11 protein-coding genes and 1 pseudogene are annotated in these 11,761 nt (G+C 36.2%); 5 read left to right on the forward strand and 7 right to left on the reverse strand.

What is annotated here, in order from left to right; translation table 11 throughout:
* On the forward strand, positions 1-263 hold a 263-nt coding region (locus tag NC799_RS17705), incomplete at its 5' end, for a transposase (protein ID WP_272447763.1).
* Positions 264-835: 572 nt separating this feature from the next.
* On the opposite strand, the gene rpsR is transcribed toward NC799_RS17705, so the two are convergent.
* From rpsR to NC799_RS17720, 3 genes are all read right to left on the reverse strand, one after another.
* A complete protein-coding gene (gene rpsR / locus NC799_RS17710) occupies positions 836-1,066 on the reverse strand; it encodes a 30S ribosomal protein S18 (protein WP_058309181.1) in 231 nt (76 codons plus the stop codon).
* Between the two features lie 1,469 nt (positions 1,067-2,535).
* On the reverse strand, positions 2,536-3,306 hold the full coding sequence (locus NC799_RS17715) for a hypothetical protein (RefSeq protein ID WP_272447767.1): 771 nt from the start codon (positions 3,304-3,306) through the stop codon (positions 2,536-2,538).
* 20 nt (positions 3,307-3,326) lie between these two features.
* Positions 3,327-3,905 carry a matrixin family metalloprotease gene (locus NC799_RS17720; protein ID WP_272447769.1) on the reverse strand — a complete coding sequence of 193 codons (579 nt, stop codon included), beginning with the start codon at positions 3,903-3,905 and terminating at the stop codon, positions 3,327-3,329.
* Positions 3,906-4,293: 388 nt separating this feature from the next.
* Between NC799_RS17720 and NC799_RS17725 the strand changes: the two genes are divergently transcribed.
* The 4 genes from NC799_RS17725 to NC799_RS17740 all read left to right on the forward strand — a co-directional run bounded on the left by NC799_RS17725 (position 4,294) and on the right by NC799_RS17740 (position 7,445).
* Positions 4,294-4,638 carry a hypothetical protein gene (locus NC799_RS17725; protein WP_272447771.1) on the forward strand — a complete coding sequence of 115 codons (345 nt, stop codon included), beginning with the start codon at positions 4,294-4,296 and terminating at the stop codon, positions 4,636-4,638.
* A gap of 363 nt (positions 4,639-5,001) precedes the next feature.
* Positions 5,002-6,390, forward strand: a complete 1,389-nt coding sequence (locus tag NC799_RS17730; RefSeq protein WP_272447772.1) for a DDE-type integrase/transposase/recombinase — start codon at positions 5,002-5,004, stop codon at positions 6,388-6,390.
* Entirely contained in the window at positions 6,387-7,190 is an 804-nt protein-coding gene (locus NC799_RS17735; protein ID WP_272447774.1) for an ExeA family protein, read from the forward strand. Before NC799_RS17730 ends, NC799_RS17735 begins: the two co-directional genes overlap by 4 nt.
* A gap of 18 nt (positions 7,191-7,208) precedes the next feature.
* On the forward strand, positions 7,209-7,445 hold the full coding sequence (locus NC799_RS17740) for a DUF5348 domain-containing protein (protein ID WP_272447776.1): 237 nt from the start codon (positions 7,209-7,211) through the stop codon (positions 7,443-7,445).
* Positions 7,446-8,538: 1,093 nt separating this feature from the next.
* On the opposite strand, the gene NC799_RS17745 is transcribed toward NC799_RS17740, so the two are convergent.
* The 4 genes and pseudogenes from NC799_RS17745 to NC799_RS17760 all read right to left on the reverse strand — a co-directional run bounded on the left by NC799_RS17745 (position 8,539) and on the right by NC799_RS17760 (position 11,534).
* Entirely contained in the window at positions 8,539-8,802 is a 264-nt protein-coding gene (locus NC799_RS17745; RefSeq protein ID WP_272447778.1) for a DUF5348 domain-containing protein, read from the reverse strand.
* Positions 8,802-9,602, reverse strand: a complete 801-nt coding sequence (locus NC799_RS17750) for an ExeA family protein (protein WP_334313872.1) — start codon at positions 9,600-9,602, stop codon at positions 8,802-8,804. The genes NC799_RS17745 and NC799_RS17750 overlap by 1 nt, the downstream gene beginning before the upstream one ends.
* A pseudogene (locus tag NC799_RS17755) lies at positions 9,595-10,866 on the reverse strand (helix-turn-helix domain-containing protein). Before NC799_RS17755 ends, NC799_RS17750 begins: the two are co-directional and overlap by 8 nt.
* A gap of 86 nt (positions 10,867-10,952) precedes the next feature.
* Positions 10,953-11,534: a DUF6431 domain-containing protein gene (locus NC799_RS17760; protein ID WP_272447781.1), complete on the reverse strand. Its 582-nt coding sequence runs from the start codon at positions 11,532-11,534 to the stop codon at positions 10,953-10,955.
* Positions 11,535-11,761: the final 227 nt, after the last annotated feature.

Genomic DNA, 11,761 nt, shown 5'->3' on the forward strand with positions numbered 1-11,761 from the left:
CTGAGCTATATTTTGATGAATGGTATGACTGGGCGATACGTTCTCAACTGGAGCCTATGATTAAGCTCGCAAAGTCTCTTAAGAAGCACAAGAGAGGTATCTTAAGGTGGTTTGTCACCAAAATGACTAATGGTTTGCTTGAAGGGATAAATGGTTTAGTTCAAGCTGCCAAAAGAAAAGCCCGTGGCTATCGTACTGTAGACAACTTCATTGCCATGATATATGCCACTGTTAACAAACTGGATTTAATTTTTGAATACTAAATATGGATAGGGTCGATCCTTTATTGCCTTTTGGATGTCGTAATAAAAAAGAACGCGTATCAGTATGGAGCCATGTGTCGCTCACAACCGAACCCGTTCCCTTGTCCACTATATATAATCTCCACCCCAATCAGAATTATACATGTATCAGGTGGTGGATGTAGAGTGAGCAATTGAACCTGTTCCCTTGTCCGGTTTTTTATAAATTTACAGGGCATTTTCAGATTTACACACTGTATTGTTTCAAATATTCCCATAAAATTGCAAAGTAAAAAATAAGGATTGCTAGATATAAAAAATATGCTCTAGTAAATTGATTTTTCAACATTAAATAGCGGGGAGCCGATTAATAGCAATTGTTTTCTAAAAAAATTTATTTACTTTAAAAATTTAAAACTTTGATAAAAAATAAAGAGGTCTTAGATTATACTAAGACCTCTATCCTTTAATAATATATCTGCTAAAGTAAGCAATACCATTACCTCCCACACACTATCTATGTTATCCCTTTCTCTTCTAGATTAAAAAAAGCACTATAAGGTTAGCCCCTATAGTGCTTTTTCTTTTAATTATTAATCGTTCACGTAAGGCAATAAAGCCATTTGACGAGCACGTTTAATTGCTCTAGTCAATTTACGTTGATATTTTGCAGAAGTTCCTGTTACACGACGAGGAAGAATTTTACCACGTTCAGAAACGAAACGTCTTAGCAAATCAACGTCTTTATAATCAATGTGTGTAATACCGTTCGCTGTGAAAAAACACACTTTACGACGTTTTGCACGTCCACGACGAGCTGCCATTTAGATAACCCCCTTTTAGAATTTTTCATGAAAGTTATTTCTTTACTCATTTTACAATACTTTTAAATTAACCATTTTTTGCGGAGAATAGTAAACATTTACCCTTCTTACTTAAGAAGAACAAATTACACATCCTTAACTCCTAAACCTTATAAGAGACAATGGGTTACTCACTTACCTTCAAACTTCGTATAATCATTCTTTATGAATAAATTATTTGTTTTTGATTACTCACCCATATTATTAAGCAAACCCCTAATATATAAAGGTTTATAAGGGAATTATAGATTACTCAATAGTACACTTCTCAAAACGGTAGTTATACTAACTATAAAGCGAGTAATTCATTGATACATACATGTTTTCACTTAATTATTGCATAATTTCGAGTAATTTAGCAACTAACCTTAAAACCAATTAAAAGTAATTCATTGAATTTCTCCCCTCTCTTGATACCCTTTGAATTAAACTTCTCAAATGATAATTTTGTTAGATGAGCATATATATACTTTACAATTATTCTTTGCATAATAGCGTTTAACGAAGTTATTAAATAATTGTGTACAACTTTACTTTACAAATTTTGTTGAATTATCCCTCCTTAATTTTATTACTCTTTGTATTAAATGCTCTAAAGCATTTTATTTAACAAAAAAACGGTCTCCCGCACCAATTGATTTTTACCTAAATCAATCGGTCCGAGAGACCGTTTTTATTCATTAAGCATAAACCTCATGGTTTTGCCTGCAAAATAATTAACTTATACTCTTATAAAATATAATATCATATATAAGGTAGCTTTTAAATAAAAAACTATTGAACACAATTGATACTTATTTAATTTCTCATATATTAATGAAGAAACTCGGATTTTTAATACTAATACCTCTTCATTTTGCAAAATACATCCATGAAAGACCTTTAAAATAAAATTTCTGCGGGTACATTTAAATTTGCGTATGAAAGTAAAAATGCTTTATTATCATATGTTTCTTCTATATAGAAGAAACATCCATTTGTTCATTTTCCCCGATATGTAACTTAATATATGAATGTAATAACACTAAAGATAAATTAAGTGGATATGAGCTTTCAATTCGAACTCCGTCCCCGTTTGTTACCCTCACATCAATGTTGAGGTTCAATTCAATAGCGATTGGTGAATGAACTACTACATTTGAAACAGCTTTGGAAAAGTTTAGAATCTCCATACAACATTAGCGACTTTAAGCTTCCTTTGTTAACAACTAAAAATTTGCGGGATTAGCTTTCTTTTATTGTACGAATCCTTCCTTTTCTAATCAGCTTTAACTTTCCATTTAATCATTTGACTAACTGTAAGGGGGTACATCGTTTTACTCTTCAGAATAAACCTTTTTCTTTTCCCTCATGAGAAAAGCACCCCTATAAGTCGTTAAATTTAAGACTCAGGGGATGCTTTTTCCTCTGTTTCATTTAATTAAGTCTCTTCAATTATCTTTTAAAGATTTTTTTATTTTTGTCTCTATATCTGTTCTACTCATTTTTAGGGATTTATATACCCCTTTACCAGTTGTAAACCTTTCAACACTGTCTCCTTTAATATTAAATTTACCTTGGTAAGCTCCAACCACAAAATAATATTCTTCATCTATCAAATAGTTCGTATTAGGTCTTTTTCCAAAGATTATTACTTTCTGTTCTGTTTTCATTACTGGAATACCATTAAAAACAATTTCCACCGGTTTCTGTATTTCTTCTTTATCTACATCTAATTTACCGTTTGTATAATTTTTAAGTGCTCCAAGTGTAGTAATTCCACCAGGTTCAATAACAGTTATCAGAACTCCTGTGTTAAAATTGCCCTTATAACTATTTGTAACTTTAATTGAAGACTTAGTATAAGTAGAAGTATTGTAATCGAATGAATCAGTTGCTAATACTTCACCTTGAATTATAAAGTCTGAGGCATTAGTTAATTCATCAACACTATTATAAGTTTTCTCTAAATAAGCGGTTTGTTCTATTCGTTCTATATTTTGGGTCTCTTTCTCTTCAACAAACTCTTTTCCAATTTTAATCTTTTCAACTGGATTTTTCGAATCTTCTTTTTTGATTTGAATTCCTTCATCTACATTTTTAAAGTTGTAATCAGTTACTTGTGCATTTGTACTTTCATTATTTGTGTAAAATTTGAAAACAAATATCATTAATAAAAAAAGTGTTATCCCTAAAAGAACGGATTTTCTCATGTTTTTCATGCTATACTCTTTCCTCCCTATTAGTAAAGGTGGTTAATACCGTTTAAATCGTCAACTCCAGCTTTGTTTACATTAGCTTTGTCAGCACTTGAGTACATTATTGCATATGTATTTCCAACATGATCTAATCCCATAGCATGTCCCATTTCGTGAGCAATTGTAGCTTTTTGTACCCAATATGAATTTATATCATAGTTAGCTCCGTTTAATCTAACTTTTGTCCACCCCCAATTTTCATATTCTTCATCCACCTGAGAGCTATATCTATAATGTAAGGTATCTCCTAATACTCCCATTTCCACTGGCCAATACTGATCTTTATAAAAATCAAATGAAGATAAGCTTTGAAAACTTGTCTCTCTAATAGATATCGGTGTTGTTATCCCAGTTCTTTCAGTTGTATAAATCCAATCACCCATTGCTTCTTTAATTTTTAATTCTTCATCCACAGCCGAAGATGTTAAGTAATAATATCTTTTATTATTACCGTAATCCCCAACACCTCCATTTAATATATGATCATTATAAGTGTCATATGCATAAACCTGATTAGCGGGAATAATTAATAGAACCACCACAAATATTATTTTCTTTAACATCGTCACATTAGCTCCTTCCTTTGTTAAAATCCACTAACAATACACCAGAATTTTTTAATTACCCATTCCATTTTTCAGTATATGCCTATGTTGTTTTCAGTCACTGTCTATGACACCATATCTTAATAATTTCGCCAATATATTTGTCAGCTGTGGAAGAAAATACATACCGACAAAAGCCTAATTCTATCTTTACTGTGACGGTGGATTAGGTTATTTTTATATAATAAAAATAAATATAAAAGGAAAGCCCCCATCGATAGCCGTCGATTGGGGGCAAAATACAAAAGAACTATGAATAATAGAATACTACCTTTTGGGAAAACACTCAAGTCCTATTTAAAAAAATATGGGGAAAAACGACCTAATCTGACCTTGTGTTGCCCCAATGAATCCTGTAAAAGAAGAACTCTATATAAGCATGGCCGCTATTTTCGGTGGGCGACCACTAAATACAGTTGTATTCGTATACCTATCTACCGTTGGTATTGTCCATCATGCGGAAAAACAGTTTCCCTTATTCCCAATTTTCTTATTCCGTGGGCTCGTGTTGTTACGACTGTTCGCGAGGCAGCTTTCAATCGTAGGAAAAAGGGAACCAGCTTTGAAAAAACTTCTAGAAGCATTGTCTCTCCGTCTATTGGTGGAATTTCTACAACCACTGTCAAAAGGTGGTGGAAAAGGCACCTTGCCGAAATTGAACATGTTTCTTTATGGGTTGCCGGGCAGCTAGTTCATTTAGGTATGGAGGAGGATCTCCTTCGTCTTCATTCAAAGGGAGTGAAACCTACACCCCTCCATACCCTTGACTGGTTTCATACCCTTCTTCAAAAATATGTAGAACATTTCCAATTTAACCCATCATTGATGGGCTATTTGTCGTTCTTAAATACTCATCTTCCTATCGATCTACTTGTATAAAGCGAGTCATAATCCTACCGTCACCTCTAGCGAAAAATATAAATTTCCTATCTGACACTCAATTTTACCTAAAATATTCCAATTACAAGCTGACTGTCCAACAAAATATGCATCCCTGTCTAATTGGGCCTTGTATGCCATAAATTTAAGGAATATTCATAGAGGAGAGATCAAGATGGATGAGAAACAAAGACAAGAGATCGCTAATTTTCGTTATGGCCTTATCGCACCGTTGGTAACCCGCAAACTGGAACCAGGAGAACAGGCCCATCTTCTAAAGGAGATTGCAAGTCATGGTTATGAAATTCCTTACAGTACCACAAAAATGGTAAGCGTACGTACATTGGAAAGATATACGAAAGCATACAGAGAAGGCGGATGGGATGCATTAAAACCTTCCACTCGGGCAGATCAACTTAGGTCAAAGACAATCGAACCAGAGGTTCTAGAGAAAGCCATCGCTTTGAAGAAAGAAAATACGGCAAGAAGTGTGAGGCAAATTATTGCCATCCTAGAATTAGCCAAATTTGTACAGCTAGGGGAATTGAAAGAAAGCACACTATCCAAACAACTTAGACGCCGCGGAATGACAAAAAAAGCATTGGAAAATGAACACAAGGACAACTTTCGTAGGTTCGAGGCTGATCATCGTAATGCATGTTGGCAAGGGGACGTACAGCATACCCTGTATTTGCCTCACCCCGAGAAAAAGGGGAAGAAAAAGATGGCTTACCTTGTCGTGTTTATCGATGACTACGCTAGGTACGTCGTTCATGCCCAGTTTTATTTCGAAGAACGAGTGCCCAGACTAGAAGATTGTTTAAAAAAAGCCATCTTAAAACATGGAGTTCCAGAATTGATCTATGTCGATAACGGTGCGATCTATTCCTCCCATCATTTTGCGAGAATTTGCGGAAGATTGAGGACACAGCTTAAACATACTAGACCTGGGCGTCCACAAGGACGCGGCAAGCAAGAAAAGTTCTTCCGCTTTGTGGATCAAAGCTTCGTACCGGAAGCATATGACTTAATTGAACAAGGAAAAATCCAAACCTTGGCTGATTTAAATCAATTTTTTACAGCTTGGCTAGAAGTAGCCTATCACCAAAAAATTCATAACAGCTTTAAACAACGCCCGGTGGACCGTTTTCGAAAGTGTGATTATTCTATCCGAACAGTTCCCCCACATGAATTAATGGAAGTATTCCTCTTGGAAGAAACACGTAAAGTGGATAAAACGAACTGTATTTCTCTGATGGGAACCACTTATGAGGTGGAACCAGGATTAGTTGGTGAGAAAGTTCAGCTGCGCTTCGATCCTTATGACATGTCGGTCATACAGGTTTGGAAAGATGAAAAAAGACTGAAAGATGCCGTTGTAATGGAACTGCGATCTATGGAATGGGAAAAACCAAAAGAAGCCGAAAAGCTCGATTCCCAGGAATCCACACAGAAGACAGGTCTCAATTATATAGAGCTAGTCTATGAAGAATACATAGACCAGCAAAAGCAAAAGCAGCAAGAAGGCTTTGCGAGTCTAATGAAAGGAGGAGATCCAGTATGATCAGTCATTTTTTTGAATGGGATCGCACCCCTTTCACAAGAGAAATCCTAACGGAGGATTTATATCAATCAAGTTCCTTTCAACAATGTGTTGCCAGGCTTCAATATATGGTCAGAACCCGTTCATTTGGTTTGGTTACCGGTGAGATTGGAGCAGGAAAATCAACAGCTATCCGATCCCTTCGGGACGGATTGGATCTAACAAAATATCAATTTATTTATCTATGTGACTCCTCTCTTAAACCAAGAGACTTCTACAGAGAGCTTTTGCATCACTTCGGTATCGCGCCTAAATTTTTACGCAGTGAGGCTAAGCGTCAATTTGAACATGCCGTATGGGATTTATATGAAAACCAGCAAAAAACAGCTGTCGTGATTATTGATGAAGCCCATCTACTACAAGGAGATATGCTTCAAGAAATTCGCTTTTTGACCAACTTCCAAATCGATAGTGTATCTCCTTTGGCTCTGGTGATGGTTGGTCAACCTGAATTGCGTGCAACACTTCAGATGCGGCTGTTTAAACCCATTACACAGCGAATGAACGTCCGATACCATCTTGGGGGATTGGAACGGGAGGAAACACGAAAATATATTGAGCACCAGCTTGAAACAGCGGGTGCAAAGCATCCTATTTTTACAAGTGAAGCCATCGATGCGATTTATGGGCATACCCGTGGGATTCCACGAGAGATTAACAATGTTTGTACCGCTTGCTTACTCGATGCCGTTGTGCGAAAGGAAAAGTTAGTGGATGCGATACACGTAGAAAGAATCTTAAACGAGTATAAAGAATTCTAGGATACGAGGGGAAGGTTTATGAAGAGCCGATGGAAAGATATGAAATATAATAAGGATCTTGATTGTTGGGTAGTCTTTTGGGGTAACAACACGGGTTACAAGGTTCGTTGTGGTGATTGGTTTGAACTTCACTTTGGGGATGGCAGGAAACTGTCATGCCGCATGGAACTTGGGAGAGAGTGGTATATTATCGTTGGCCGCAATGAAACAAAATTGTACTTAAAGCCTAATGAAACTTATCAGGTTGATATTTAGTAAAGGGGGAAGCAGACCAAATGGTCAGCTTCCCCTTTCATTCTGTGTGTGAAACAAACTTTGATGGAGTACGGAAAATAGATGAGCTAAGATTATATTAGGGCTGTGCTGTAATTCCTTTTACCCTTCTTATAAAAGAACAGAATTTCATTCTGTTCTTTTATAAGAAGGCCAGCAAGCGAAGCGCGATAGCTATTCCAAATAAGGTTATTTCTACACCAAAGTCAGGGATCTTTTCATCCTAATAGAAGCGAACAAATAACGCCGACGACACTGACATTTAAAAATGAAATAAATCACCGACAATATCGTTTCCTAAATTACCGACAGATAGAGTGATTAATAACACTATGTTGAAGACAATGGAATTAGATAGGATGAGATTTCCAAGTTTCAAAATATGTTTAAAAGATTTTTAAACTTAGATTGACTGCTGATTTAAATTATTTTGATAAAAATAAGGATTTATCCAGGTTTGAAGTAAAAAAAAAGATTAACCCCCCCAATTATTTCCAAACCTCTTCACCATAATTATGTTATTCTTTTTGCTAGGTACAATATCCTGCAAAAAGAATAAAATTGTTTTTGTGAAAAAGGAAGAAAGTCCAGAAACACCTCATTAGAAATTAACATATACGCAAACAAAAAATGACCCAGAACATCCTAGATTATTGATTTTAGGCTATACTAGTTTGTGTTTCTAATTAAATGATCAACATCAACAGTAATATATCCTGCTCTTCTCTAGAATTCTCATGGTCGCTTGCATGGAAGGGTTCTGGGGGAATTAATCCCTTGCTCAAAATTATTTTTTTAAAACTCAGCCTGAAATTAGTGAGCAAAAAGGATTTGTTTGGGCGTTTAGGAATCCAACAGCTCATACAGAAAAATTTTAATGGAATAAGTCAGAAGAAGATCGATTGATTATAATTAACGTTTGTACTGTAAATCAGCACATTATCCCAGGCACCAAATATCAAATTAATCCAGCTTTAAAACTGAGATAATGTGCACTTTTATTCACTTTATTTCAGATTTGAAAATAATTAGGCAAATTATTACAGATAAAATCCTTATAAAAAGATCCCCCTTTTTAAAAAGGGAGATCGATTACTGGAATCAATTCTTTCTCAAGTATTCGTACCTTGTATGTTTCTACTAAGCGCAGTGAGAAATCAACGTCGTCTTCAATTGTCACAAACCAATTATAATAATCTTCTTCGAAAATTGCTTTATAAAAGCGATGATGAATGTAGATTTCGAAGTTCATTCCCGTAGATGTTTCGAATGCGTCTTGACCAATCCATATTCTCCAATCCTGCCTATTTTCATCAAAAACCATGACTCCCGTATGCACTATAAACCACTTTCCTCAACAGCCATCTGAACGATTTCTTCATCAATTTGCTCTTTCTTTAGCTGAGCGCCATATAGTAGAGAATTGATTGTTAATGTGTTGACGATACGTGGCCAACCCTGTGATCGTAAGGCAATGGCTTCAAGCGCAGATGATGTGAATATTGGCATCTTGGCTCCTGCTAATTTTAATTGATGCTCTACGTACGAATGAACATCATCTTTACTTAATGGCTGAAATTGATATCGCATGACGATTCGCTGAGCCAACGGTCGATGATGATTAAGATTCAATCTTGTTTTCAAATGCGGTAAACCAGCTAATATAAGGATAAAAGGATTCGATGAATCCATCTGGAAATTAAAAAGAATCGCTAAATCCTGTAAAAAAGCATCTTTTGCCATATGCATTTCATCTAAAATAAAAACTGGCGTAATTTTTTGTTCCTGATCCATTCTTTCAATTCCTTGTTGAATTTGACGGAATAAATCTACCTTACGAAACTTTGGTTCTTCTCCCAAACCATAAGCCAATCCTCGGTAAAAATCCATCACTCCTCCGGTTGACAAGGGAAAATAGACCACATGATACAGTGCGGGATTAAGGGAATCCTTAAATGACCGGATGGTAAATGTTTTTCCGGCACCGGGATCACCAATGACTAAACCAATTCCCTTAGATTTTTGTAAATATTCGAGGCCATTCAGTGCTTCCTGATAGCTTGTAGATAGAAATGCATCTGTTGACCGCATATCCTTAGAAAATGGCTCTTTGGCCAATGAATAAAATGATTTATACATCATCTGATTCCTCCTCCTGATGAGAAGTATCAGAAACTGCGAACGGTGATTGTCCACGTTTGACATGAGCGTTATCATGCATGGTAACTGGGATAGCTTTAACTACCTTTTTACCATCTTCAAAAACATAGACAGCCTGTTCATCCATACGAACTTCAATTTTTTGACCGACATATTGAGAAGGAACTTCGTATAATTTTTTATCTAATGTAATTGTTCCGTCCAATTTCACTTTGCGCTCCGCACGTTTTAAGAAAATAGTGTCCAAAATGGACAAATCCTCTATAAACGTGATATTATCCAATTGAGATTGAAATACTTCATGAGGTGTTTTACCATCTAGCGATGCATGCTTCTTACGGTGGTAATCCATCTCTAACCATTGCCAAAACCGTTCATTCAATTCCTCTAAGGAATGAACTGGATCTGCCTTTAATAATGGATAAAACCGCGTTTGTATCGTCTTAAACAGCCTTTCTACCTTGCCCTTTGCTTTAGGATCATATGGTTGTGTGTGGGCTAAAGTAATACCTAATTGAGCACATGCATATTGTAGCGTTTCTGAACGATAAATTTTTCCATTATCTGCGTAAATAATGGTCGGCTTACCACGTCGAATCAACGATTCCCTTGTTACTTCTCGCAACCCATCAAATTTCTCCGAAATGAAGAATTGTGCATAAGGTACGAGCCTTGAACAGTCATCAATATAGGCGATAAGAAACGTTTTCTTCATCTTCCCGTTGATTGGTATATATGGACCATGCGATAGATCGGCCTGCCATAATACGTTGACCTTATCATAGGCAAAACGCTTCCGTTCCTTTTCTGGATGAAAACTCATATGATTTCGGCCTGCCAACTTATGCTTTTTCAGTAAACGGTTTATAGTGGAATAAGATATTTGGTTTTCTGTTATCTCCCCACGCTGGATGAGCTGTTCATAGAACACGCTAATTGGCATGTGGAGAAATTCCTTTCTTATTTCCAAAATTTGATCCTTGTCATCAGGCGATAGTCTTCTCGCGTCTCCTCGGTCAGAACGTCTTTTGGGCTTTAATGCATCAAATCCATTTCTTTTGTAATGACGCAGCCATTCTTGTATTGTTTTGGTCGCAATCTTTCGTTCTCCATAGTACGGTATGGAATGAACTTCCCCCTCTAATTGTTAGAAATATTCTTTTGACTCTAACTGCCCATTTAAAAGTGGGGCAATCAAGCCATAGCGAAATAAAGCAATTTCTTCCCGTGTTTTTTCATTCACTTAATTTTCCTCCTTTTGATAGAAGGACAACCGGTTATCCATTGCTTTTATTCTACTTTTTTCGCCAAAAGATTCATAGGCAAGATTTATGTGGGACTGTTATAATTTTTTTCGTGCCCCAAATATGGTGAAATTAATTTGCCCATAAAATATGATGATAAGTGACCCCAGCTCCTTCGATAGAAGGGGGATACGCCAATATCACGGATCATTTTCATATATTTTTGGGCCTCTTTTTTAATATTCTTTGATAGCCCAAGTTGATGACCTAAGTCTACAAAAAAACTATGAATCCAGTGAATTCCCCCACAAAAACGCCTAACGTGTTGAGCCAGCTGCTGGCGGTATCCACTCACTTTCTTCCCCTCAAGGAATTGACGTACCCGATCAACAATCGTATATAAAGTATGCTGATAATAAGGAATAAGAAAGCTTGGCAGGATGGAGATGTTGGTTTTGCAAGCTAAACACCTCAATCGACAAATTGGGATATGAAATGCCTCATCTTCCTCGTTAATCCCATATCTCCAGTAATAACCGTTTCTATGTAGGTTTCCCTGAGAGATGCAGTTACAACAAGGACAGTGATTAAATACTGGAAATTCGTTCTTTTTCCCTTCTCCAGCGTATTCCTCAAGCCCAATCTCAAAATCGTGAATACAAAGCATAAAAAAACTCCCCCTTAGTAATATGCAAAAAATTTAGCATATTATTTCAGAAGAGTACAGAGATCGCACTGGAAGATTGTGAACAAAATGGGCTTGTTTTGTGTCCGCAGTCTGATTCGTTGTCAGTTTAAATGCCGGTGGCAATGACGTGGCTCCCCATTTACAGTCACACACAATGCAACTGGCCATTCATTTAGACAATGAGTTGTCAGGATCCTAGAACCATT

Source organism: Aquibacillus salsiterrae (genome assembly GCF_028416595.1).
In the GTDB taxonomy this organism is placed as follows: Bacteria; Bacillota; Bacilli; order Bacillales; family Amphibacillaceae; genus Aquibacillus_A; species Aquibacillus_A salsiterrae.

Bases quoted from the DNA above. Each gene is read 5' to 3' on its own strand.
- rpsR (WP_058309181.1), bottom strand. From the start codon at position 1,066: ATGGCAGCTCGTCGTGGACGTGCAAAACGTCGTAAAGTGTGTTTTTTC.
- NC799_RS17715 (WP_272447767.1), bottom strand. From the start codon at position 3,306: ATGAAAAACATGAGAAAATCCGTTCTTTTAGGGATAACACTTTTTTTA.
- NC799_RS17720 (WP_272447769.1), bottom strand. From the start codon at position 3,905: ATGTTAAAGAAAATAATATTTGTGGTGGTTCTATTAATTATTCCCGCT.
- NC799_RS17725 (WP_272447771.1), top strand. From the start codon at position 4,294: ATGAATCCTGTAAAAGAAGAACTCTATATAAGCATGGCCGCTATTTTC.
- NC799_RS17730 (WP_272447772.1), top strand. From the start codon at position 5,002: ATGGATGAGAAACAAAGACAAGAGATCGCTAATTTTCGTTATGGCCTT.
- NC799_RS17735 (WP_272447774.1), top strand. From the start codon at position 6,387: ATGATCAGTCATTTTTTTGAATGGGATCGCACCCCTTTCACAAGAGAA.
- NC799_RS17740 (WP_272447776.1), top strand. From the start codon at position 7,209: ATGAAGAGCCGATGGAAAGATATGAAATATAATAAGGATCTTGATTGT.
- NC799_RS17750 (WP_334313872.1), bottom strand. From the start codon at position 9,602: ATGTATAAATCATTTTATTCATTGGCCAAAGAGCCATTTTCTAAGGAT.
- NC799_RS17760 (WP_272447781.1), bottom strand. From the start codon at position 11,534: ATGCTTTGTATTCACGATTTTGAGATTGGGCTTGAGGAATACGCTGGA.